Consider the following 24,582-nt stretch of genomic DNA (forward strand, 5'->3'; position numbering starts at 1 on the left):
CTCCAGCTTTACATTCGGTCAGTTCGCTCCCTTGTGCCTTATTTAATATCTTTTTTGTCCGGAAGGTAGCTGCCGCCCAGATATTTTTGAGAAATTTTCTCCAGCGTTCCGTCTTCGTAGAGCTTTTTAATCCGCTTGTTCACAAACTTCTGCAGATCCTCTTGTCCCTGTGCAAAAATGAAATAGACATACGGTTTTTGGTCTGCCGGAAGCTCAATGACTTTCAGGTTGTCAAGTCCTTGATCTTTAATAATAGTTTCAGCGGAAATTTTTTCAAAGATCTTAAAGTCATATTTACCATCGCTGAGATTACGGATCTGATTGGCAATATCTTCCTTGGTAAAGTTTATGTCAACCTGATTGTCTTTGTGTTTTTTATTGAATTCTTGCAGCATCGACACCGTTGTGTTCCCCTGAACAACTTGGGTGCTGTGTCCGGCAATGTCATCATAAGACTTAATGTCACTGTCTTTAGGCACAACGAGCACTAACGGATTGGAAGCTGTCGGATTGGAATACAAATATTTGTTGGCACGTTCTTTCGTGTAGCTGATGTTGTTCGCACCAATTTGGTATTTGTCACTGTCAAGTCCTGAGAAAATGCTGGTCCATTCAGTCTTTTGGTATTTGACCTTGTATTTATCTGTTCCCTTAAAGACAGCCTTTGCAACTTCAATGTCATAACCTGTCAGTTTGCCGTCTTTTTCATAAGAAAAAGGATTCGTCGTTCCAACAGTTGCCAGCGTTACCGTTTCTTTTGATGATTTCGAACCGGAGCCGCAGGCTGCCAGCACGAAAAGCGAAGCAGCAGCAAGTGCGCCTGCCTTAACAATAGTTTTCAATTTCATAAGTTTCCTCCAAGAATACTGATTGCTTCTATCTTATCACTAATTGAGAACCTTGCCTATTATATTATTTCTATCACGGTGATAAGATATTTCTATCACAGCTAAAGCAAGGCAGCCTTAGCTTTTCTGATAATAATCCGGCAAAAAGAGACTAAACCAAAGTGAACAGCTCCCTGTCAAGTGGACAGGGAGCTGTTCAAAGGTTCAGCCTCATCTTTTAAATGTTCATTTTTATTTCACAACAATATTAACCAGCTTATTAGGAACTGCAATGATCTTGATGATATCTTTGCCGGCAATTTCAGCTTGAATCTTATCATTGGCAAGGGCAATCTTTTCCAGCTCTTCACGGCTGGAATCCTTAGGAACAACAGCCTTAGCCCGAACTTTTCCTTTGATTTGAAGCACAATTTCAATTTCATCTTCAACCAGCTTACTTGCGTCGTAAGTCGGCCAAGCTACATAAGAAATCGACTCTCCGCTTTGTGTCAGCTTTTGCCAGAGCTCCTCAGCTAAATGCGGAGCAAACGGCGCTAATAATTGGACAAAACCTTTGGCATAATCAGCAAAGAGTTCCTCTTCTTTATTGGCAGCATTGACAAAGATCATGAGCTGAGAGATAGCCGTGTTAAAGCGCATAGCTTCAAGGTGTTCTGTCACCGTTTTGACCGCTTCATTGTAAACCTTATCTAAATGACCGTTGTTGTGTTCAACAATATCTTTTGACGTCAGCAGGCGGTAAACACGGTCAAGAAACTTGCGTGACCCTTCAAGGCCTTCTTCGCTCCAAGCAATGGAAGCATCAAGAGGTCCCATGAACATCTCATAAACACGCAGGGTATCTGCGCCGTACTGTTCAATAACATCATCCGGATTGACAACATTTTTGAGCGATTTAGACATCTTAGCAGGCGCTTGTTCCAGCTCTTCTCCTGTCTCAATGTTGAAGAAAGAACCGTCACGTTTTTCGACTTTATCGGTTGCTACCAAGGCTCCGCGGTGGTCACGGTAGCTTGTTCCCAAAATCATTCCCTGATTAAAGAGTTTTTGGAAGGGTTCCTTGGTCGGTACAACGCCGAGATCATAGAGGAATTTATGCCAGAAACGCGCATACAGCAGGTGAAGCACCGCATGTTCGGCACCGCCGACATAGATGTCAACCGGCAGCCATTGCTTAAGCAGGTCTTCGTCGGCTAATTTTTGATCATTGTGCGGATCAACATAACGCAGGAAATACCAGCTTGAACCGGCCCACTGCGGCATGGTGTTGGTTTCGCGGCGGCCTTTAACACCGTCCTCGCGAGTGACTTCCAACCAGTCTGTCAAGTTAGCCAGCGGTGACTCTCCTGTTCCTGAAGGGCGGATGTCTTTGGTTACCGGAAGAACGAGCGGCAGCTCACTTTCAGGAACTGCAGTTGAGGTGCCGTCTTCCCAATGGATAATCGGAATTGGTTCACCCCAATAGCGCTGACGGCTAAAGAGCCAATCGCGCAGACGGTAAGTCACTTTCTTATTGCCGACACCTTTTTCTTCCAGCCAGGCGACCATCTGATCAATAGCGGCAGCCTTATCAAGACCATCTAAAAATTGGGAATTGATATGAGGACCGTCTTCGGTGAAAGCAGCTTCTGCGACATTGCCCCCCTCAAGAACCGGAATAATCTCAAGATCAAACTGTTTGGCAAATTCCCAGTCACGCTCGTCGTGAGCCGGAACAGCCATGATAGCCCCCGTACCGTAGCTTGCAAGCACATAGTCAGCAATCCAAATAGGAATTTCTTTGCCATTGACAGGGTTGACAGCGTAAGCGCCCGTCCAGACCCCAGTCTTTTCCTTGGCCAAGTCAGTACGTGCAAGATCAGACTTGAGGCTGGCCTGATGTTTATAATCAGCAACAGCTCCTGCCTGAGCCTCACTTGTAATCGCATCAACCAGCCCATGTTCAGGCGCTAAAACGGCATAAGTTGCCCCAAACAAGGTGTCAGGACGCGTCGTAAACACAGTAAAGTCCTTGTCTGTGTCCTTGATCTTAAAGGTCACATTAGCACCAGTTGACTTGCCAATCCAGTTGCGCTGCATGTCTTTGATCGATTCAGGCCAGTCAAGGTCTTCTAAATCCTCCAGCAAACGCTCTGCATAGGCCGTAATTTTCAGCATCCATTGGCGCATAGGTTTGCGGACAACAGGATAGCCGCCGCGTTCTGAGGTGCCATCAGGCAGGACTTCTTCGTTGGCAATGGCTGTGCCTAATTCTTCAACCCAGTTGACAGGGACTTCAGCTTCATAGGCCAAGCCTTTTTCATACAATTTAGTGAAAATCCACTGGGTCCACTTGTAATAGTTAGGATCAGTGGTATTGATTTCACGATACCAGTCATAAGAGAAACCAAGTGAATTGATCTGCCGTTTAAAGGTTTCAATATTTTTAGCGGTAAATTCAGCAGGATCATGGCCCGTATCCATGGCATACTGCTCAGCCGGTAAACCAAAAGCATCCCAGCCCATTGGGTGCAAAACATTATAGCCCTGAGCACGTTTGAAGCGGCTGAGAATATCCGTTGCCGTGTAACCTTCCGGGTGCCCTACATGGAGCCCTGCTCCAGATGGATAAGGGAACATGTCCAGCGCATAAAATTTAGGTTTTGAAGCATCCGTTCCGGTTTTGAAAGTCTTATTTCCAGCCCAGAAGGTCTGCCATTTCTTTTCAATTGCTTTGTGATTATAGTAAACCATAATATTCTCCAAAAAATATAGTCTTCATTATTATAGCACGAAATGACTAAAGAAAAAAGGCGAAAAAGAGCTCCTTCTCCGCCTTTTCGGTTGCTAATAGGTAAGACTGCGCGGCTTCAGCAAGCAGCTGCGAGCCGCTCTGTAATATCTGCAGCGAATAAATCCACTGTGGGTACTATCAAGCGATTTCTTCACTATTACACTTTTTATAGTTGCTGTGCCAGCCAGTTTTGAGCCCCGATCAGCTCAATCAAATCAAGCTGGGCCTCTGTCCAAAGCATGTCTTCTTCTTCATCTTTGTAATAATCTTTCAAAAGATCATAAGTGGCATAGTCTGTCTTAAAATCCTCAAAAAGACCATTCGCTTTTAAGGAAGCAAGCCCCTCTTTTGAAACGTCAAGGTCATGTTTCAAATAATCAATAGGATTTTGAAAAAGCGGTTCTGACTCTCCTGCTTCCATCTTCAACTCTCCGCCCAAGTCCAAGATACGGTTGATGAATTGATTCATAAAATCGCGTTCTTCTTTGGCGTGGCCGTCATATTTTGTTTCCAGTTTGCTAAAACCGAGCGCTCCAAAAATTCTGGCTTGCATCTGATGGTGGGTTGCCTGCGTATTCATCGCTGTTACAAGATTTTGCAAATATAAAACTGCTTCTTTTGTCATAAAAAACTCCTTTCAAATTGACCATATACACTTTATGTCTTAAATTTTATCACTTTAATTTTTTAAATCAATTTTTTGTTTTTCCTGCTTTTGCCCTGTTCATTCGAGCACCATTGCATCAGATGTGAGCCGTCAGTAACTGTGAGCACATACAATCAAGCAACTGGTAAGATTTACAGCCTTCTTTATTTCGCTAAGTAGCTCTGCAGCTGTTCCATAGCAGCTTGAGTGTCCGCCAGTCCTAACTGGTATATCTCATCAAATTTATCCGGATTTTTCTCCAGACGGCCGATTTCAACCGTACGGCTGGGACGAAAAGCAAAGAGTTCCCCGGCTTTTTCCAGATCAATGATATGCTCGACTGTCGCATTATAGTGCTCAGGACGCTTAGAAGCTGCCTTGACAAAATCAGGGTATTTGCGATAGAGGAGCTTGTACACTCGGCCGCTGGATGGTTTTTTGCGGTAGTCAATCGGGCGCGTTAAAACTACAATCAGCTTATCAAAACCCAGACTTCTGGCAAAATCAACCGGAATAGAATCAGACAGCCCGCCGTCCAAATACTTTTTGCCATTCCATTCGACAATTTTCGATGCTACCGGCAAGGCAGAGCTGGCTCTCAGAGCTTCCATTTGTTCAAAAACATTATCAATCTTAATATAGTCGGGCTTACCGGTTTCGATATTTGTCGCTACTGCATAAAAAGGAATATCGGCCTGCTCAAAAGTTTTTTCGTCAAAAACATCCAGCTCCATGGGAATCTTATAATAGGTGAAGTCCTTATTAACCACATTGCCGGTTGTCAGCCAGGAGCGCAGGCCCATATAATTAGGATAAGAGATGTATTTTTTGTTGTAACGCAAGGCACGGCCGCGCTGTCCTGATACATAATTAACCCCAAAAAGAGCACCGGCGGACACTGAAACAATACCGTCAACCCTAATTTTTGCATCTAAAAAGGCATCCAGCACCCCAGCCGTATACAGACCGCGCATGCCGCCGCCTTCCAAAACCAAACCAACAGACATCTAATCCCTTCTTTCACGAATCAATGTCTTTATTATAACAAAAGATGGCAAGAAAATGTTGTGCCGGGGCTTGATGGAACCTCATCTGTCAGCAAAAATACCGGGCTAAACGATTTTTCTTTGCTGAAAGAATGAAACCAAAAACAGGACCAATGGCCTAATTTTTTTCTGGAGCGCCTGCTGGCCTTAATATGAAAAGAAGCTGAAACAAACGTTCCAGCTTCATCTTGCTTACAGTTCTGCAATCTGATACAATTCCAGTTCGGCCTGTGTTTCTGAACCAAACATGTTAATCATGATTTTAACTTTGTTGTTTTCAATTTCAACAACACGGCCTTCCTGCCCCATAAAGGCACCGTCAATAATTTGAACCACGTCGCCTTCTTTGATATTGGTATCAATGACATCAACGGTTTGTCCCATAGACAGCAAGATTGAACGAATTTCTTCTTCAAGCAGCGGCGTCGGTTTGGAACGGTTCCCGTGCGACCCCACAAAACCAGTGACATTTGGTGTATTACGCACCACAAACCAAGCCTCATCTGTCATGACCATTTCAACCAGAACATAGCCCGGAAAACGGTTTTCTTCGATTTCTTTGGTTTTCCCGTTTTTTTCAACATTGACCGTCTGTGTGGGAATTTCCACGCGCAGGATGTTATCCAGCATGTTGTAGGTCTGCGCCCGCTGCAGGAGATTTTCTTTAACCTTATTTTCATAGCCTGAATAGGTCTGCAGAACAAACCAGCCCTTATCAAATGAATCTAACATAATAATTTCCTCCATTATAAAAAAGCCCGTGCGGCTTTTGGAACTTTTACTGTATTATACCATAAAGGTCCCAAAAACGACAGGCTTTTTTGTATTCCCGGCAATAAAAACAAAAGCGCAGCCGCTTGACTGCGCTTTTTCCGCAAAGTAAACAGTCAGATCTTCCAATAGTCGGAAGAAGTCACCCTATCTTCTGCTTAAAATAGTTTCATTTCCTCTGATTAAAAACGATTCAATAAATCTGTCAAACCAAGGTTCAGCAGCTTATCAAACAAAAAGATAACCAAGGCAAAAAATGCCGAGTACTCAAGGATTGAAATAAAATCATGCCAAGACTGCTTGCGTGTCGGCCAAGTAGTATGTTTTAGAACCGAAAAGACGCCTCCGATAAATTTCATCGCTGTTTCTCCTAACGTGTTTCTTTGTGCAGTGTGTATTTCTTACAATATTTACAAAATTTATTAACTTCCAGCCGATTGGGTTTGGGGTTGCTGCTCACTCCGATCGAGTAGTTGCGCGAACCGCATTCCACACAGGCCAGACTTGCTTTTTTCTGTGCCATAATGCCTCCATAGCCTTTTTATTTTAACATGGTTCTACTATTCTTGCAAGTTTACTCAAAATAATCGACTACCTTATCCCAAAGGTTTTTAGCCTTATCTGTCAGATTGGCATCATCCACTTGCTTCTTGATTGAATCTGTAGCATTCTGAGCCTTCTCCCGGATACTGTCAATAATGTCCTGTGAATCTGTATTTGTTTGGTCAGAAGCATCATCTGGATCGTAAGTTGACTGAATACCGTCTTGGAAATAGGCGTTTTTAACCTTAAATTCCGTTCCTTTCGTATAAGGCAAAATATAACTTGCCTGCGTGCTAAAGATATTCGATGCCGTTCCTGAACTGGAATCACTCAGGTAGTGCTTTTCGTCAGTCTCGTTGAAGCCCAGCCACTGGCTGATAACAACATCAGGTGTATAGCCGATGACCCATTGATCACTGGCAAGGTTGGCATCAAAATTAGTTTCAGTTGTCCCTGTTTTACCGGCTAAGGTATAGCCATAAACATTGGCATTAACCCCGGTACCGTTTGAAAAGGTTCCAAGCATCATACTGGTCATCTTATCGGCGACAGATTTACTGATAACACGCTTGTCGTTCGGTGTAAATTTCTTCAGAATTTCCCCGCTGGCCGTTTCAATGCGAGTAATCAGATGGGCTGTCGGCATAACGCCGCCATTGGCAAAAGCTGAATACGCCTGAGCCATCTCAAGCGGATTGGTCGTAACACTGCCGCCCAAGGCAACGCCTAATTCTCTTTTGGCATCATCCATATTTAAACCAAACTTCTTACCGTAAGAGAAGGCTTTATTAATGCCTAATTTATCAAGCGTATAGACCGCAGGGATATTATAAGAATTAGCCAGAGCCTGATACATGGGAACATCCTCTGTTTCAATATTGCCGTAGTTATTCGGCTTATAGCCGTCAAAATCTCTGGCTCTGTTCGGCAGGAGCTTATCCATGGACCAGCCTGACGCAATAGCCGGAGCATAAACCGTCAAAGGCTTAATCGTTGAACCCGGACTTCTGCTGGACTGGGTGGCATAGTTATAGCTTCTAAAGGTCACATCCTTGGCACTGTTAACCCGGCCGACCAAACCTCTGACGCCGCCGGTTTTCGGATCAAGGGCCACACTGGCAGCCTGTGCGCTGCTGTTATCATAGGGCGAAACAGGAAAGAGACTGTCCTCATCAAAAGTCTGCTGCATACCGGTCTGGTAATTCTGATCCAGTTCCGTATAAATTTTGTAGCCGTTATTGACAATATCTTTTTCACTGATGCCGTAAACAGAGCTGGCTTCACTGATAACAGCATCAAAGTAAGACGGGTACTCATAGTCATCTGTTTTAGCTACATAGGTATCGCTCAAGCGATTGCCCATACCGACACTTTGCGCTTCGCTAGCCTGATTTTGAGAAATTTTTCCGGCAGCTACCATATTTTGTAAAACGGTGTCGCGCCGGTTGGTCGCATTTTCAACCGAATAAAGCGGGTTATAGATGCCGGGTCCCTTAAGCATTCCTGCCAGAGTTGCCGCCTCATCCAGCGTCAGCTGAGCAGCTGTTGTCCCAAAATACTTCTGGCTGGCATCTTCAACCCCCCAGACGCCGTTGCCGAAATAAGCATTGTTGAGATACATGGTCAGGATTTCTTTTTTACTGTATTTTTTAGTCAGCTCCAAAGCCAGGAAAAATTCCCGTGCTTTTCTTTTGACCGTTTGTTCCTGAGTCAAAAAGGCATTTTTAGCCAGCTGCTGAGTAATGGTGGATCCGCCTCCGGAATACCCTAAAGTGAGCACAGCCAAAAACATTCGCTTGTAATTAATACCGCTGTTCTCATAAAAACTTCTGTCCTCGGTTGCAATCACCGCATTTTCTAAATCGTCAGAAATAGCATCCAGTTCAACATACGTTCCTTTTTGGCCATAAAGCGAGCCGGCCTGCTTTTCATTTTTGTCATAGATGACCGTCGTTGCTTTTAAGGCCTGCTGCAAATTAGAGACATTGGTCGTTTTGGCCAAGTAAAAGAGGTAAGAACCCGTCAAAAGAACAAAGGTTCCCAGCGCAATCAGCAAAATTTTTCCGACGTGATAGCGCCGCCAGTATCTGCGCACCAAGCCGTTTTTAGCCAGACCGATCTTAGCTAAAAAGGCATTGACTTTCCCTGTGTCTGCTTTTTGGCCGTAGCTGCGGTGATAGCCGCTGTCAGCGTCTTCCTGCTCTTCCTTTAGAGCTGCAGCTTCCTCCTCTTTGCGGCGTTCTTGTTCAGCCTGATATTGTTTAGGAAAAAATTTCTTTTTTAACAATTCTAATATACTCATGCACCTATTATATCAATTTTGGCGAAAATGATATAATAAAATTATGACTTTTACCGTAAAAATTACCAATCCCTATCCCAAGGGGACTGTGAAAGAACTTTTAGAAGAACGTTTGCTGATTCCAAGGAAAATCAGACATTTTCTAAGAACCAAGAAGCATGTTTTCATCAATGGCGAAATGATCAATTGGCAAAGCCCTGTCAACACAGGAGACCTGATTGAGTTAATCTTTGATGACAGCGACTATCCGACTAAAACGATTCCCATGGGAAACAAGGATTTAATAGACTGTCTTTACGAAGATGAGCACCTGATTATCGTCAATAAGCCTGAAGGGATGAAAGTACACGGCAATGAACCTAAAGAAATAGCTTTGTTAAACCATGTATCTGCCTATACAAAGCAGACCTGCTATGTGGTCCACAGGCTTGATATGGAGACCAGCGGAGCTGTCCTGTTTGCTAAGAATCCGTTTATTCTGCCTATCGTCAACCGTTTGTTGGAAAACAAGCACATTCAGCGTGAATACTTAGCTCTGACAGCCGGTCAATTCCCCGAAAAAAGCCTTGTTTTTAAAGAACGAATCGGGCGAGACCGCCATGACCGCCGTAAGCGGGTAGTTGACCGCAAACACGGTCAAGAAGCCATCACTCAAGTTTCGCTTGTAAGACACTGTGCTAATCATACCAGCCTGATCAAATGCCGGCTTCAAACAGGCCGTACCCACCAAATTCGCGTCCATCTGGCCTATCATGGCTATCCGCTCATAGGAGATCCTTTGTACAGTCATCAAACGGCAAACAGGCTCATGCTGCACGCTCACCAATTAAGTTTTACACATCCTCTGACCTTACAGAAAATAACCGTGCAAGCACAATCAGACAGTTTTGAAAAAGAGCTTCCAAAATAATTATTTTGGAAGCTCTTTTCTGCTTTGACTTGGCATAGAAATCAAACCGGCCGGGCTTTTCAAATACAGCTAAATTCAAAAGCGTCCAGTTTCTATTTTTTGGTTAAGCTGATGCCTGTTTTAGGAGCACCGCTGGTGTCATCACTTTCCCAATAAACCGTTGTAATACTTGTGCCGTTGATTTTGACACCATAGGTATAGTGATCATCGGCACCGATGTCATCTAAAACCGTAAAGGCCGCTTTATCGCCGGATTGGTAGTAATAGCGATAAGTACCGTCTGAAGTTTCATCAGTTTTTTCAACCTTGGCCGTTTTGGTTGTATCTTCTTTCTTATCATCCTTATAGTCAGTCTTTTTCGTCACAGTTCCGTCTTCCGAGAAGGTCATGGTTACTGTCTTGTCATCTTCCTTAGTCTCCCAAGTTCCAATCAGTTCCTCCGGCAGCGGTGTCGGACTTTTCACCTGATTGTCTTCACCGACCATTGTCGGGCCGCTGATTGATTTAATGACGCTATAGCCTTTTGCTGTTCTTTTAACCTTGATCTGACCAGTAAAGCTTTGAAGCAGGTGACCTGAGGTTTTCTTTTCTGGATCCGTTGCTTCATCATAGTAATAGTCATAGGTAGCTGCATAAGACAGATTATAAGTTTTGACACCTGTTTGGTGCAGGTCGCTCAGCGTCGCAGAAGTAATGGCAAAACTGGATGGTTTTCGGCTGTCTGTCAGCATTTTTTGCTTAATGCTGTCTTTTAATGCACTGTAAAAATGATTTTCTGCACCTTTTTCAAAAACAGTATTTAAATCCACAGGATCCTGACCGCTGGTAGCGTAGGCCGAAAATTTCTCAAAAGCAGACTTGAGCAAATTCTGAGCAGTCGCATCATCCAGCTGATCCGCAACATCCAGCTGAACGGTGCTACCGTCAGCAATATCAAGGAGCGACCGCTTCTTGGATTTTATTTCCCCGTCTGAAAAGGTCTTTTTAACATAGACAGGTCTGGTTTCCATGACAGGATAGTCACTGACTGCATATTCTCCATTGGAAAGTGAGGAGACCTTCTTTTTGCCGAAATAGAGGTCACCGTTTGCCAGATTGCTTTTGACCGTGAAATTCTTAAAGGCCAAAGTCATATCAACTGTCTTATGCTTGCCATCATAGTCTTTGCTGAATTCAACTTCTTTGCCATTATGCAGACCATTAAGGGTAAAGCGGTAATCCCCAACCGGTAAATGGCTAAGCGTCAGATGGTACTGATCAGAATTGCTGGTTGCAACTTTTTTATCATTCAAAAGGACATCCAAGTCTGACACATTTGTTTTCAGCTTTAATTTTAGCGGCTTCATTGCCAGCCGATAGTCTGGAAAAAAGAAGAAACGGCGCCCGATACGTTTGAGATAGACCGTATCAGAACTGTCAGCCGTCAATAATTTTCTGCGCAAGCTGCGTTGGGAAGCTTTCGTTTTTAAAGGCAAAAATTTGGTATACTGTGCTTCATCATTAGTAATCAGCTCATTGGTGTCATCCCAGACCATGTATTCCTTGATATTTTCAAAAGTCTTACCCGAAGCGCTCCGAGCCTTAATATAACGATCCAGCGTAGCTGTTTTAGAATAATGAAGACTTCCCCATAAACCGAAGATGACTAAAAGAACCCCAATAATCACGAGAGTGGTACGTATGGGCTTTTTTTGGAGCAGCCTTTTGACTGCCTTCTGGATTTTTTCAAAAAGCGGCCCCAGCAGATTCGTTGCCTTTTGCAAGAATTGCTGCCATTCTTTCTTCAATTTTTCCATCTTTTACTCCTCACAAATACTGACTGACCAATTGATTTTTACCATCTGAGCTTCTTTTTTCAGCACTGGAAAGAAAAGCAGATAAACCTATTGAGTCTGCAAACAGATATCAAGACAGCGCTGTTCTTTTCATCTGTTCTCGCATTATACTTTTTTTCTTTTTTTAAATTATAACAAAATGATAACAAAACAATCAAAATCAACTGTTTTTTAAAGCAAATATCTTAACTGTCTCTTATGGAAGGCTCACTTACAAACGGCCGGACAGGTATTTGCTCCGGCTTCCCCCTTTCGCAGTAAAAGAGCTTGGGCTGTTTTAATCTCATAAATTAACGATCTTACAAGGCAGTCAAATCCTCTCTCGATCAATATCAATAAAACAAACAAAGCCGCAAAATCAATAAGATTCTGCAGCTCAATTTTTTATTTCATTTTAAATTACATCATACCGCCCATCATGCCCGGATCCATGGCTGGAGCAGAAGCAGGAGCTTCCGGTGCCGGATGATCAGCAACAACTGCTTCTGTGGTCAAAATGAGACTTGCCACTGAAGCGGCATTTTGCAGAGCTGAACGCGTCACTTTAACCGGATCAATGATACCTTCTTTGATCATATCAACCCACTCGCCGTTAGCGGCATTAAAGCCTGTTCCTACAGGGCTGTTCTTCAATTTGTCAATAACAACTGAACCTTCGTAGCCGGCATTTTTAGCGATTTGACGTACCGGTTCTTCCAAGGCGCGCAGGACAATGTTGCGGCCTGTTGCAGCATCGTCTTCCAAATCAAGAGCAGCAACTTTTTCAATCACATTGATTAGGGCTGTACCGCCTCCGGACACAATGCCTTCTTCAACAGCAGCGCGTGTTGCATTCAGAGCGTCTTCAATACGAAGTTTCATCTCTTTTAATTCTGTTTCAGTAGCTGCACCGACTTTAATGACAGCAACACCGCCTGATAATTTAGCTAAACGTTCTTGCAGTTTTTCACGGTCAAAATCTGACGTTGTTGTTTCAATTTGCGATTTAATCAGCGCAACACGGTTTTCAATCGCTTCTTTGCTGCCTGAACCTTCAACGATAACTGTTGAATCCTTATCAACTGTTATGCGGGCTGCTTGACCGAGAGCATCCATTGTCGCATTTTTAAGTTCGAGGCCGAGATCTTCAGTGATGACCGTACCGCCTGTCAGAATAGCAATATCTTCCAGCATAGCCTTACGGCGGTCACCGAATCCCGGAGCTTTGACAGCCACAACATTAAATGTACCGCGAATCTTATTCAGAACCAAGGTTGGAAGAGCTTCACCATCCACATCGTCAGCAATAATCAAAAGCGGACGGTTGGTTTTAAGCACTTCTTCAAGGAGAGGAAGAATATCTTGAATGTTTGAGATTTTCTTATCAGTAATTAAAATATAAGGATTTTCAAGATCGGCAACCATCTTTTCATTGTCAGTTACCATGTATTGAGACAGATAACCGCGGTCAAACTGCATACCTTCAACAACTTCAAGTTCTGTTTCCATACCGCGTGATTCTTCAATAGTGATAACACCGTCGTTGCCAACTTTTTCCATAGCTTCAGAGATGTATTCTCCGACTTTTTCAGAACGTGAAGAAACAGCTGCAACCTGAGCAATCGCTTCCTTGCCAGAAACAGGCTGAGCAATTGCTTGTAAACCTTCAACTGCTGTTGCAACCGCAGTTTCGATTCCCCGGCGGATACCGATTGGATTGGCACCGGCTGTTACGTTTTTGAGACCTTCACGAACAATCGCTTGTGTCAAAACAGTTGCCGTTGTCGTACCGTCACCGGCAATATCATTGGTTTTTGAAGCAACTTCTGAGACCAGCTTAGCTCCCATATTTTCAAAATGATCTTCTAATTCGATTTCTTTAGCAATGGTTACCCCATCGTTGGTAATCAAAGGAGAGCCAAATGACTTTTCAAGAACCACATTGCGCCCTTTAGGGCCAAGCGTTACCTTAACGGTATCTGCCAAAGTATCCACACCGCGTACCATTGCAGAACGGGCATCTGCTGAAAATTTAATATCTTTTGCCATAATCTAATCCTCTTTATCTAAATAATCTAAAATCTAATAATCACTTATTCTCATAAGACGCTTTTACTGTCAAAACGTTAAAAACACCATCATCAAGCATCTAAGTATATGTTACAGTCTTTCTGATTAGTCCTGAACGACAGCTAAAACATCTGCTTCACGAATAATCAGATAGTCTTTGTCACCATCTTTAACGGGCGTTCCAACATGATTTTCAAGCAGGACAGTATCACCCTGAGCTATGCTTGGAGCAACTAAGTCACCGCTCAATGTCCGAATACCTTCGCCAACAGCCACTACCGTTGCTTTTTGCGTTTTATCCTGACCAGCTCCGGCAAGAACAAAACCGCCGACTGTTTTTTCTTCTTCTTTCATTACTTGTACGACCACTCGGTCTCCTAAGGGTTTTAACATAACATACCTCCATAGAATTTTTTAGCACTCTATTTCATCGAGTGCTAATTACAATTATTATTTTATCACTTGGTCAGAAATAGTCAAGAAAAAAACTCTACCTTTCGGTAAAGTTTTTTTAGCTTATTTGGACTCGGAAAGTTTCAGCTTTTCCTCAAAATCATCAACAACCTTCTGAACATTGATCCGACCCTTATAAATACCGTAGCCGAAAACCAGCATGGCTAAGACACCCAGAACTGTCAGAACAATGCCGATAATAAGTCCAATCAGATTAGCTGAGAAGGAATAAATCAAAACGACTCCGATACTGGCAATGATAAACATAAGCGTAAACCAACGTCCCAGATTTTCAATCATGTGCTTTTGGTAAGCTATTTCTTTTTCATAGCCTTTGATAAATTCTTCTTTTGTCAGCATAATCTCTCCTTTTTAACTTAGTATTTCAATCCTGGATCGAAGAATCCTGTCAAGACACCAACAAGAGCAAGGACAACTAACAGCAGCATTACTTTGATTGGTGACATATTCTTCTTGGCCATCAGCCACCAGCAAAATACAGTGACTAAAGCTGTCAGCAATCCCGGATAAACGCCGTCCAGCTGATCTTGGAGCACCAAGAAAGCTTTGCCGGAAGAATTTTTCAATTCAAAGGCAGTCTTAATCGGTACCCAAGTTGCTGCTACCGCACCGACGACCATACCGCCGACTATAGCTACGGCTTTACGGATAGCTTGCCCTTGAGGGCCAACCAGCACTTCAACCGCCTTGTCACCCAGTTCATAACCTTTGAAGTAGGCAAAACGCATACCGAAGTAAGCCAAAAGGTTCCAGACAACGATATAAAAGATTGCACCGACCGGTGAACCACCCGTTGACAACCCAAGAGCAATCCCCAAAATAATCGGAATCAAAGTACCAACAACCAGGGAATCTCCGATACCGGCAACCGGTCCCATCAGACCGGCACGCAGACCGTTGATCGTTTCATCATCAACACCATCAGCACCGTTGGCACGCGCTTCTTCGAGACCTGCAGTAACACCGACAATCAGGGAACCCAATTGCGGTTCAGTGTTAAAGAAGGCTGTATAGGTTTGCATGGAGCGAGCCTTGTCGTCTTCATTGTCATAAAGTTCTTCTACGATTGGCAGCATAGAAGTCAAGTAACCGAAGGTCTGCATATGTTCTTGTGAGAAGCAGGTCAGGTTACCATAGTACCAATGATGGAAGGACTTAGTTAGGGTTTTCTTTGAAATTTTCTTTTGAGCCATCTTAAATATCCTCCTCATCGTCATCAAAGTCTAAGCCATCTGCACCAGCCACAGCTGTAGCTTTAGCGTTTTTAGCCATTTCCAATTCATAGAACAATACCGCAAAAATCAGGGAAATGACTGCACATGATACCAGGTTTAATCCCAGTGAAGCTGCTAAGGTAAATCCAACAAAGAATGGGACAAAGTCAACAGCTTTTTCAACAATTTGTTTCAAGAGGATGGCAATCCCTACACATGGAAGAAGAGAACCAACGGTAAAGAGGGTCTTCATTGGAATACCATCCATTGGAAGAGCTTCTTTCAAAGCTGTAACAGCGTCTGCTCCCAGTTTACACATAATCAAAGTTGGAATAAATGAGAAAACGATATGAGAAATCCAAGGGAATCCCCAGTCTACTGCGTACAGTTTTTTATAATCTCTCTTTTCAACAGCTCTCCAGCCGATATGCTGCCAAACCAGGTTCATAGTAGCGGTACCGTAGAAAAGCACGGTACCGATAGTTCCTACCAGAGTACCCATTGATTTTGCAAGGTTAGCTGCATCAGCTGAATCAGCTGAGAGCCCTTGTGAGTGAATGGCAACCATTGCCAAAGGAATACCAATATAAGATACGGCACGGACATCGGCTGATACCGTACCACCAGGTGTTACCAAAGCAATGTAAACCAGCTGCATGGCAACCCCGCAAACGATACCTGTCTTAACATCTCCAAGAACCAGGCCGCAGACCAAACCGCCGACTAAGGGACGGCCCAAAGTGTAGTTACCAATGGTTGTACCGCCCAGACCGGGCATTGAAGACAAACAGGCAAACAGACCAAGAATGGCTGCTTGTAACCAAGAAATTGTCATAATATTTCTCCTTTATTTAAGATACAAAGGGCGTGAAGAAAGCGAGAAGAAAATAGGAGCCTAACGCCATGCGCTTGCGCATTAGGCAGGCTATCTTTTTCTCGACGCTTTTAGCCCGTGTTCGATTATCAAGATACGGCAGAGGTTTGTTATCTAAGTGTTTCTCACTTGATAACAAACGCCAATCACCATAGTGAATTGACTGCCATAGTTTACGACACGAAGTCAGTAAGGCCGATAGGCAGACCGCTACAGCGGCTGCCGTAGTTTATTAGGTGCTTTAGCACCTGATAAACTTTCTGCCTTAATAACCAAATTTAGATTTGAAATCTGACCAATAACCGATTGAAACATCCGGCAAAAGCTGGAATTTCACCTTGTATCCGGCTTTTTCGATAGCTTCAATAGCATCTGCTTCTTCCTGAGTAATTGACTGGTTGTTACCGAGTTTAACAGCTCCCGGACGGTCGTTGGCAGGGCCGACGATAATTTCTTTAATATCTCCCGGAACAAAGCCTTGATCAACCAGAATTTCTTTCATGTCGATAGGGTTTTTAGTAATCAGGAAGTAGCGGCTGTCTGACTCTGCTACTTTTTGCGATTTTTGAGCAAAGGCTTCCTTGGTCCAAACAAAGGTTTTCTTGTCTGAAGCACCCTTATAGGCTTGGATCAGCACCTTATTTTTAGCTGCAGCATCATTAACAGCAATAAGTCCGTCACAAGGGTATTCTTTTGCCCAGCGTGTTACAGTTTGTCCGTGAATCATACGGTCATCAATTCTTACAAACGATACAGTCATTTTCTTCTCCTTTTCTAGATATCATCGTCATCATCGTCTTCGTCATCAGCAGTGACTTTGAATTCCTGCAAAGCACTCGTTGCTTCACCCAGAACAGTTGTTACAAAATCCTGACCCTCAAGAACATCTTTCATAACCACTGCATTGACTGCCATTGGCAGGTTCATTCCGCCTAAAATAACAGCATCATCCAGTTTGCCTAATTCCGCCAAAACATTGCAGGCTGTCGTCAAAGGACTGCCGCCGACAATATCAGCCAAAACGACTACTGAATCTTCTTCCTTGAGCTCTGCAAGAGCCTCTTTGAAAGACTGAGCAAAATCATCTACAGATTTGCCGTTTTCCAAACCGACAGCTATCACTTGGTCAACCTTATCCTCAGCAAACATGGCTAAAGAGGTTTTCAAGCCCTGCGCAAAGCCGCCGTGACTCACAAGTATTAGGTATTTCATGACTACCCCCTACCTTCTTTTAATTTCATTCTTATTTTATAATTTTTGAAAACGCTTTTGCAGTGTCATTTGTCATCTTTAACCACCTGACAAATGTCATCTGGGAAATGACATTTGTCAAATTTTGCCCATCTTTAAAAATAACAAGAACTGCCCGAGTGCCAAAATACAATTAATTTAGCGTAAAAGAATTATAACAGCAGCAAAAAACGAACAGCTGATCCTCGCAAAATTTGCTGTCGGCTGTTCGTTAGGCTGGCTGCTATCCTGCAAACGGTTTTTCACTTCAATTCATCTTCAATATCTTTTTGGATATCTGATAAATCGCTTTCAACGGTATCTTCCTCCAAAGACTTGGTGATAAGATAGCCCGCTTTTTCATAAATGGTATTGTAGGACTTAAACCTGGGGGTTGTTGTCGCTTTTTTCAGCATACTGTCAAGTGTGCTTACTGTCAGAGCCTTGGCACCAAAGCTGTCATTTTGCAGAAGATTTTTGCTTTCCTGACTGTTCATTACCGATTTTAAAACAGAGGCTCCTTGTGAGTCTTCAAACAGCTCCTGCTGAGTTTTCTTATCGGCACATAAAAGCTTCAGAAATTCCCAGGCCAGTTTAGAATGGGACGTTTTAGCAGACATGGCATACAAAGACGTACCGGATTGGGTCCTTGCCGTAGAAGATTGCCGAGAAGGCATTTCAACGCAGCTCCAAGAAAAGGACGAATATTTTGATACATGATAAGGATAAGGCTTGTAAGTCCGATACTGAGCCAAGGTCATGGGGAAAAAGGCTACCCTGCCTTCGTCGAAATCTTTCAGTGTTACACGGTAATTGCCATTTAGATTCTTTAACTTGGTAACTAGGGACAGGGCTGAGCGAACTTTTTTCGTGTTGAAATACGCTTCTGTTCCTGTACTGTTAAACAGTTTGATATTATAAGCCGCCAAAGCCTCCTCCCAGCCGTAGCCAAAACTGCCGTACTGGTCAATCACGCCGTCGCCGTCAGTATCCTTGGTGACTTTTTTACAAATATTGTAAAAATCTGCTACTGTCCAATTTGAAGCAGGCAGCTTTATCCCCTCTTTTTTTAATAAATCAATATTGATGCACATCATAACCGGATTGCTTTCAAAAGGAAGTGCAAACTGATTTTTGCCAAAGTGGCCGGCATTATAGGCCGAAGGATAAAACTGAGAGGTTTTCAGTTCTTTTTTAATGCGGCTGTCTAAATTTGCCAAAGCTCCTGTAGAGGCCAAAAGATTAAAGTCGTTCTCAGGAACCATGAAAACATCCGGCTGCTTTCCCTCAACAATCTTTCCGGACAGCCAGGAAGAATAATCTTCTTTTAAAATTCCGCTTTCATAGCGAACTTCGACACCTGGATGCTTCTTTTCAAAACGGCTGATCGCTTTATCTAAAAACTGGTATTCTTTACCGCTGGGAACATCCCAGCTGCTGCCGGCATAGACTCCTAAGCGCAAAATTTTCTTTTGCCTTGATTGAACGGCAAAAAAGCTCAGCACTGCTGTTAAAAGCACTAAACCGCCAATCACAAAAAATCTGTAACGCCGAATCCATTGTTTAATCATTATCATCTCCGAAATATCTGGTCGTAACACCTGTCTGCACTGCCCAAATGGCTAACTGCGTCCGATCACGCAGATTTAGCTTAGACAGAATGGTCGACAGATAATTGCGAATGGTTCCTTCCGATAGAAACAGCTTGGCCGCAATTTCTTTATTGGAGAGACCAAAACCAATTTGCTGGATAATTTTCCACTCCGCCTTGGAGATATTGTCAACGCTGCTTTCCTGCACCTGAATAGCCGAGTTTGACTGAGCCATCTGGGAAAACAGTTTGACAACTTTCGTTGCGACATCCGGATTAATCATAGCATTGCCCTTATTGACTGTCACAATGGCCTGATGCAGATCTTCCATCGAAATTCCCTTTAAAATATAGCCTGAAGCGCCGTACTGGAGGGCTTTAAAAATGAAATCATCATCGTCAAAAGTTGTCAGAATAATGATTTTTACATGAGGATAATTTTCTTTGACTTCCTTCGTGCACAGTACCCCGTCCATCTTTGGCATGCGGATATCCATCAGGATAATGTCAGGCTGCGTTTTTTTCAGGCTTTCTAAAACCTCAAAACCATCATCAACGGCACCGACAACTTCAATATCCTTATAAGATGACAGCACAATTTTCAGCGATTCTCGAATAAGTTCCTGATCGTCAGCAATAAGTACTTTAATCACTTTTCTTCTCCTTTTTTCTTGGGAATAATGACAGTGGTTTGAAAACCATCCTTACTTTCAAAGCTGGCGCGTCCGCCAATAATAGCCAGACGTTCTTGCATTTGTGTCAGCCCATACCCTGGCTTGATGTCCTTGCAGCCTACACCGTCGTCCTTGATTTTAATGATGTAGGAATCGGTATTCAGCATTTCAATCCTGACGTGGCGCGCATGCCCGTGACGCAAAGAATTGGTGATTGTTTCTTGGATAAGGCGGAAAATAATATCTTCTTTCGTGATGTCTAAATCCACATTATCCCAATTATAATCGAGACTGACCTGTAATTTGGACAAATTCTCATAATCAGCAATCATCTTCAAAAGGGCTTCCTTCAAACTTCCCTTTTCAAGCGCACCGGGTCTCATCTTTTCCAAGGACCGTCTGACATCCTGAATCCCCTCTCTGACAACATCAGAAACATTTTTCAGCTGGCTTTTGGCATGACTGGGATTCAGATCCACCAAAACGGTAACCGCATCAATTCCTGCCGAGATCCCTGTCAGAGCATGCCCCAGTGTATCATGAATTTCCCGGGCTATGCGTTTACGTTCTTTGTCCTCCGCAATTTTTTCAGCCAGTGAGACATAATCATTTAGTTCTGTATTAGCACGCGCAGCCATGCGCAGCTCTTCTTCAATCTTGTGATTCTCAGCGATGGAATACATAATATAGGTTACCAGTGACACGATAAAAATAATGATATTCAAAGAATAAAGAAAATTTTTAATAAAGAGAACAACCAAACGGCTGGTACTGGGGAAAAAGCTGATGTAAACGTCCAGCGAAGGAAGTTTCATAACTAGAGACAACAGGTCAAAATTCGATATCAGCAGCATGCCGAATCCCAGAAAAATAAAGAGCAGCCAATACTTTTGTTCCTTGACATTGTAAAAATTCGCATAGCTGTAAAAAACATCTGCAAAAACCAAAAGAAAGAGACCGTTGTAAGAAAACTGCAGTGAAATAAAGGTAAAGATAATCAGCATAACTTCCGCAGCAATCAGCCAGTCATTGATTTCTTCTTTTTTATTAAGGATGCTTTCACGATAAAACATGACTGCCAAAAACATGGCAAAAAAGAACATGGTCGAAAAAAAGATGCTGTCAGGTGCTGTCGGAACAACATCCAAATGATCCAAAAGGACATGGCTTAAGTTTTTAGCAACGATATATTTACTGGCAAAGAGATAAACAAAAGCATAGTAAACAACCGCAAGTAAATTGATAAAAATTAACGCCTGCTTGGCATATTGACTGTATTTTAAGTATTTATAGCTATTCATTACTGCCACCCTGTCAGATCAGCTTCTCCGATATTCTTTTTTGTCAGCAGCTGAACCGGAACAATAATCTCTTGGGGATAAGCCTGATTCTTTGAAAGTTTGGTACTTGCTTTGATAACTTCCTGCCCCATGGTATAAGGCGACTGAGCCACAGTCGCTTGCATTTCCGGTGCCGTAGCAAGCAAACTCTTCATATCAGGAGAACCATCAATACCGTAGATCTGTATGTCATCCAACTGCTCCCCCTTGATAGCAGCTAAAGCTCCAATAGCTGCTCGGTCATTAAGTGCCATCACCGTATCAAAGTCAAGGCCGTCCTGAATCAGCTTTTTAACCTTAGGCATGGCAATCTCAGTCTGTCCCAAGCTGTCAAGCCGTGATACAATTCGGTAAGCACTGTGCGTTTTGATAGTATCAAGGAAACCCTGAATTCTGCTTGTTGCAGACAGAGCATCTCTGTGCTCTAAAAGTAAAATATCCGCCTTCTTTTTCGTTTTCATCAGCTGCTCAGCACATAAGACCCCAGCTTTATAGTTATCTGAGACAATCGTCGTATTAACAGCCGAGCTGTCTTTAAACTGGCTGTCCACCGCTATGACTTTAATCCCCTCTTTTTTAGCCTTTTTAAGACTGGCAATCAGCTGGCTGCTGTTGCCGTCGACCGGATTAATGATGATGACATCAACTTTTTCCCTGATAAAAAAACGAACCTGCTCAACCTGCTTTTTAATACTGAGAGCCGGATCACGCGTGTAGAGCTGATCGTGGTGCTCATTAACACTCTTTTCAACTTCAGCATTCAGATACTTATAAAAATCATTATTCATAGTCATATAGGTAGCACCGATTTTTGTTTGCTGAGGAAAAACAGGTGCTTCTTTATAATGGAAAAATAAGACACAAACCACTGCTGTTACTAAAAGACAAGCCAAAAGTCTGGTGAGCTGCTTGTATTTCATATCTTCCCCCTGTCTTTAAAATCATCACAAAAATAATCTTATTCAGCAGATTAAAGCAAAAATTTTTTTGCAAAAAATCATTCTTTAACCATTTATACCGTCTTGTCTATTACTTTAGTTTAACACTTTACCTTAGCCATGGCAAACCCATCAGATGCCGTAAAAACAAGCTGCTTTTGACACCGGCCAAAACGCTCTGATCAGCTACCTTTCATAGACCGCCTGCTAATATCTGAATCATGATTATTCCTTCAATCAGTGGTTATGTTTATCTCTTTTTTCCTAAAGATTCAAAAGGAAGTAAAAATGATAGACCAAAAAAGCTCCCTCAGGATAAAAATCCTAAGAGAGCCGCAAATACATGATATTATCGCAAATCAGGCCATTTGTAAGTAAGCAGGGTAGTTCTGATAAAACCTCGAAAATAAGGCGTTTTCCCTATCGCCTGCCAGCAGCTGTACTGATTCATCTTTCCAGCAAGATTCATACCTTTAAAACGGCAGCTCCTCTTCTTCAAGAACCAAATCGGCCAAGTCATTTTCAGCATTGTTTTCACGCATGGCCCGCTGAGCTCGGCTTTCAAGCAGCTGAAAAGAATGTCCCAAGACCTCAGTCACAAAATGAGTGACGCCGTCTTTTTCATACCTTCGAGTGCGCAATTCGCCATCAAGTGACAGCAGGCTTCCCTTGCTGCTGTATGAGGCCAAGGTTTCAGCCGATTTTCCCCAAAAAACAGCCTGAATAAAATCCGCCTGCTTCTCACCATCCTGCCCTTTAAAACGACGGTTGACGGCCAAAGTTATGCGCGCAACGGTCTTGTCATTAGATGTTTTGACCGCTTCCGGTGTTGCTGTTAAACGGCCGATTAAGATAACTTTATTGTACATCATTTTTCCTCCTGCTTTCTTATTCGAAAAAAGTCAGAAAAAACGACAGTAGGTACAAAAATAATATACAGTCACTGACAGTGGCACCCAGCACATCTGCTTTTAGGATAAAATCTCTTATTATATTCGGCAGCAGTCAGGTGATGTTTTAATTTCTTAAATTCCATAACTCGTTGATGTCTGTCAGAACAATCAGTCACTCTAGATAAAAATAAGGAGTAAAGCACTTGTCAGCTCAACTCCTGAAACAATAATATCCGCGTTATCATCTGCTTTTTGTGTCTTACATTATCCTTGCCAATGTTTCTTAGCATCGAAAGCTTCCCCTACTGCCGCATTTGCGGCAAGCTCAATAATGCCGCGTTTTTGCGGGGCATTTGGCAAAGCAAGTTCCCGCGGAGAACACATCATGCCAAAACTCTTTTCACCTCTTAAACTTCCCGGAAAAATCAGACTGCCGTTTGGCATCATAGCTCCCGGCAAAGCCACAATCGTTTTTAAACCAAGAGCTGCGTTGGGAGCTCCGGCAACGATTTGAACAATTTTATCAGCTGCTATCTTGACTTGACAAATATTGAGATGGTCACTGTCCGGATGAGGAACCATTTCAACAATCTCGCCGACCACGAATTTAGGATCGGAATCATTTTCCAGACTTTCCCGAAAACCTTCTTTAGCCAATTCCGCATTTAAAACACCTACCTGTTCGTCTGTCAGCGCCAGCTGACCAACCCCTTCAAGAGCAATCAGGTCAGACACTTCAAAAATATTCCAGGCAACCGTTTCATTGCTTTCCTGCAAGAAGATACGGGCAATGTTCCCTTTCCGTTCAAAGGACAGTTTGCCGCCCTTGCTGTCTTTGACAATAACCATTAAAACGTCACCGACATACTGCTTATTATAAGTAAAAATCATTTCTATTCCTTTCAATTATTTCAATTTTTACATGAATTTTAAAGCTGGTCCCTAAGATTTATGAACCTTCAGTTCTGCCAAAAAAGCATTGACTTGAGCTTTTGTTTTGCGCTGTTTATTAACAAAACGGCCGATTTCTGTCCCATTTTCTGCCACGATAAAGCTTGGGATGCCAAAAACATTCCATCTTTGAGCCAGCTCTATAAAAGCATCACGATCTACACGCACAAAGGTAAAGTCGGAATTTTCCGCTTCAATCTCCGGCATAAGCGGATAGATGAACTGACAGTCCGGGCACCAGTCCGCAGCGAAAAAGAAAACAACTCTTTCCTTTTGTTCCAGATAGGCTGCTAATTCCTCATAAGACTGCGGAGCAATCATCTTTTTTCCTCCTTATAGTCAATAGTGCTGTTTTGATGCGTAAATTGATAGACAGTATCATCTTTCATGACCACACCGCCGCAGAGCTTTTTCTTATCTGATTCAAATTCGTTGATATAAAGGACAGCAATCTCACCAAATTGGCTGAAAAACTGCCGAATCTCCTTTTTAATCCTGTCGCGTTTGCGATCTGCCAAACGCCTTTGAGCAATCAGGCCGGCAAGAATAGCACCGCTTATTCCCGCAAGACCGGCAGACACCAGTGTGATTTTTTTATTTTTCATAACCTTTATTTTATCATAAAACATGCTAAAATATAAAGTATAGGATTAAACAGGGATTTAAGAAATGCAACTGGC

General features: G+C 42.9%; 26 protein-coding genes. 2 read left to right on the forward strand and 24 right to left on the reverse strand.

What is annotated here, in order from left to right:
- Positions 1-38 precede the first annotated feature (38 nt).
- The 8 genes from AC4HAF_RS04630 to pbp2a all read right to left on the reverse strand — a co-directional run bounded on the left by AC4HAF_RS04630 (position 39) and on the right by pbp2a (position 8,929).
- Positions 39-848, reverse strand: a complete 810-nt coding sequence (locus AC4HAF_RS04630) for an amino acid ABC transporter substrate-binding protein (RefSeq protein WP_491096857.1) — start codon at positions 846-848, stop codon at positions 39-41.
- Between the two features lie 231 nt (positions 849-1,079).
- Positions 1,080-3,581 (reverse strand): leucine--tRNA ligase, encoded by a 2,502-nt coding sequence (gene leuS / locus AC4HAF_RS04635; RefSeq protein ID WP_491096858.1) that lies wholly within the window; start codon positions 3,579-3,581, stop codon positions 1,080-1,082.
- Between the two features lie 206 nt (positions 3,582-3,787).
- Positions 3,788-4,246 (reverse strand): ferritin-like domain-containing protein, encoded by a 459-nt coding sequence (locus AC4HAF_RS04640; protein ID WP_491096859.1) that lies wholly within the window; start codon positions 4,244-4,246, stop codon positions 3,788-3,790.
- Positions 4,247-4,431: 185 nt separating this feature from the next.
- Complete coding sequence (locus AC4HAF_RS04645; protein ID WP_491096860.1) at positions 4,432-5,274, reverse strand: patatin-like phospholipase family protein; 843 nt, start codon at positions 5,272-5,274, stop codon at positions 4,432-4,434.
- A 231-nt stretch (positions 5,275-5,505) separates the two neighbouring features.
- On the reverse strand, positions 5,506-6,045 hold the full coding sequence (gene nusG / locus AC4HAF_RS04650) for a transcription termination/antitermination protein NusG (RefSeq protein WP_027975305.1): 540 nt from the start codon (positions 6,043-6,045) through the stop codon (positions 5,506-5,508).
- Between the two features lie 221 nt (positions 6,046-6,266).
- Positions 6,267-6,443 (reverse strand): preprotein translocase subunit SecE, encoded by a 177-nt coding sequence (gene secE, locus AC4HAF_RS04655; RefSeq protein ID WP_491091995.1) that lies wholly within the window; start codon positions 6,441-6,443, stop codon positions 6,267-6,269.
- Positions 6,444-6,454: 11 nt separating this feature from the next.
- On the reverse strand, positions 6,455-6,607 hold the full coding sequence (gene rpmG / locus AC4HAF_RS04660) for a 50S ribosomal protein L33 (protein WP_486388101.1): 153 nt from the start codon (positions 6,605-6,607) through the stop codon (positions 6,455-6,457).
- A 51-nt stretch (positions 6,608-6,658) separates the two neighbouring features.
- Positions 6,659-8,929 carry a penicillin-binding protein PBP2A gene (gene pbp2a / locus AC4HAF_RS04665; protein ID WP_491096861.1) on the reverse strand — a complete coding sequence of 757 codons (2,271 nt, stop codon included), beginning with the start codon at positions 8,927-8,929 and terminating at the stop codon, positions 6,659-6,661.
- 43 nt (positions 8,930-8,972) lie between these two features.
- Here pbp2a and AC4HAF_RS04670 point away from each other — a divergent pair, with 43 nt between their 5' ends.
- Positions 8,973-9,839 (forward strand): RluA family pseudouridine synthase, encoded by an 867-nt coding sequence (locus AC4HAF_RS04670; RefSeq protein WP_491096862.1) that lies wholly within the window; start codon positions 8,973-8,975, stop codon positions 9,837-9,839.
- A 92-nt stretch (positions 9,840-9,931) separates the two neighbouring features.
- Here AC4HAF_RS04670 and AC4HAF_RS04675 read toward each other — a convergent pair whose 3' ends face one another.
- The 12 genes from AC4HAF_RS04675 to AC4HAF_RS04730 form a co-directional block, all read right to left on the reverse strand.
- Entirely contained in the window at positions 9,932-11,635 is a 1,704-nt protein-coding gene (locus AC4HAF_RS04675) for a zinc ribbon domain-containing protein (RefSeq protein WP_491096863.1), read from the reverse strand.
- Between the two features lie 438 nt (positions 11,636-12,073).
- A complete protein-coding gene (gene groL / locus AC4HAF_RS04680; RefSeq protein WP_491096864.1) occupies positions 12,074-13,702 on the reverse strand; it encodes a chaperonin GroEL in 1,629 nt (542 codons plus the stop codon).
- A 126-nt stretch (positions 13,703-13,828) separates the two neighbouring features.
- Entirely contained in the window at positions 13,829-14,116 is a 288-nt protein-coding gene (gene groES, locus AC4HAF_RS04685) for a co-chaperone GroES (protein WP_491096866.1), read from the reverse strand.
- A 123-nt stretch (positions 14,117-14,239) separates the two neighbouring features.
- Positions 14,240-14,536, reverse strand: coding sequence for a DUF202 domain-containing protein (locus AC4HAF_RS04690; RefSeq protein ID WP_491096867.1), 297 nt, complete (start codon positions 14,534-14,536; stop codon positions 14,240-14,242).
- 17 nt (positions 14,537-14,553) lie between these two features.
- Positions 14,554-15,390: a PTS system mannose/fructose/sorbose family transporter subunit IID gene (locus AC4HAF_RS04695; protein WP_491091988.1), complete on the reverse strand. Its 837-nt coding sequence runs from the start codon at positions 15,388-15,390 to the stop codon at positions 14,554-14,556.
- A 1-nt stretch (position 15,391) separates the two neighbouring features.
- A complete protein-coding gene (locus AC4HAF_RS04700; RefSeq protein WP_491096868.1) occupies positions 15,392-16,246 on the reverse strand; it encodes a PTS mannose/fructose/sorbose/N-acetylgalactosamine transporter subunit IIC in 855 nt (284 codons plus the stop codon).
- A 304-nt stretch (positions 16,247-16,550) separates the two neighbouring features.
- A complete protein-coding gene (locus AC4HAF_RS04705; RefSeq protein ID WP_027975295.1) occupies positions 16,551-17,045 on the reverse strand; it encodes a PTS sugar transporter subunit IIB in 495 nt (164 codons plus the stop codon).
- 14 nt (positions 17,046-17,059) lie between these two features.
- The gene (locus AC4HAF_RS04710) at positions 17,060-17,497 is read right to left on the reverse strand and encodes a PTS sugar transporter subunit IIA (RefSeq protein WP_027975294.1); all 438 of its coding nucleotides are present in this window, start codon (positions 17,495-17,497) and stop codon (positions 17,060-17,062) included.
- A gap of 281 nt (positions 17,498-17,778) precedes the next feature.
- Entirely contained in the window at positions 17,779-19,086 is a 1,308-nt protein-coding gene (locus AC4HAF_RS04715; protein WP_491096869.1) for an ABC transporter substrate-binding protein, read from the reverse strand.
- Positions 19,079-19,759: a response regulator gene (locus AC4HAF_RS04720; protein WP_491091984.1), complete on the reverse strand. Its 681-nt coding sequence runs from the start codon at positions 19,757-19,759 to the stop codon at positions 19,079-19,081. Before AC4HAF_RS04720 ends, AC4HAF_RS04715 begins: the two co-directional genes overlap by 8 nt.
- On the reverse strand, positions 19,756-21,081 hold the full coding sequence (locus tag AC4HAF_RS04725) for an ATP-binding protein (protein WP_491096870.1): 1,326 nt from the start codon (positions 21,079-21,081) through the stop codon (positions 19,756-19,758). Before AC4HAF_RS04725 ends, AC4HAF_RS04720 begins: the two co-directional genes overlap by 4 nt.
- On the reverse strand, positions 21,081-22,040 hold the full coding sequence (locus tag AC4HAF_RS04730) for a sugar ABC transporter substrate-binding protein (RefSeq protein ID WP_491091981.1): 960 nt from the start codon (positions 22,038-22,040) through the stop codon (positions 21,081-21,083). The genes AC4HAF_RS04725 and AC4HAF_RS04730 overlap by 1 nt, the downstream gene beginning before the upstream one ends.
- A 239-nt stretch (positions 22,041-22,279) precedes the next feature.
- On the opposite strand from AC4HAF_RS04730, the gene AC4HAF_RS04735 reads away from it, so the two are divergent.
- On the forward strand, positions 22,280-22,405 hold the full coding sequence (locus AC4HAF_RS04735) for a hypothetical protein (RefSeq protein WP_491096871.1): 126 nt from the start codon (positions 22,280-22,282) through the stop codon (positions 22,403-22,405).
- Positions 22,406-22,531: 126 nt separating this feature from the next.
- On the opposite strand, the gene AC4HAF_RS04740 is transcribed toward AC4HAF_RS04735, so the two are convergent.
- The 4 genes from AC4HAF_RS04740 to AC4HAF_RS04755 form a co-directional block, all read right to left on the reverse strand.
- The gene (locus AC4HAF_RS04740; protein ID WP_491096888.1) at positions 22,532-22,927 is read right to left on the reverse strand and encodes a single-stranded DNA-binding protein; all 396 of its coding nucleotides are present in this window, start codon (positions 22,925-22,927) and stop codon (positions 22,532-22,534) included.
- Positions 22,928-23,215: 288 nt separating this feature from the next.
- A complete protein-coding gene (ytpR, locus tag AC4HAF_RS04745) occupies positions 23,216-23,842 on the reverse strand; it encodes a YtpR family tRNA-binding protein (RefSeq protein WP_491096872.1) in 627 nt (208 codons plus the stop codon).
- 51 nt (positions 23,843-23,893) lie between these two features.
- Positions 23,894-24,223, reverse strand: coding sequence for a thioredoxin family protein (locus AC4HAF_RS04750; protein ID WP_491091979.1), 330 nt, complete (start codon positions 24,221-24,223; stop codon positions 23,894-23,896).
- Positions 24,220-24,507 (reverse strand): DUF4651 domain-containing protein, encoded by a 288-nt coding sequence (locus AC4HAF_RS04755; protein WP_491091978.1) that lies wholly within the window; start codon positions 24,505-24,507, stop codon positions 24,220-24,222. Before AC4HAF_RS04755 ends, AC4HAF_RS04750 begins: the two co-directional genes overlap by 4 nt.
- Positions 24,508-24,582 lie beyond the last annotated feature (75 nt).

The sequence above is a fragment of the Streptococcus sp. ELY_90 genome, from assembly GCF_058314475.1.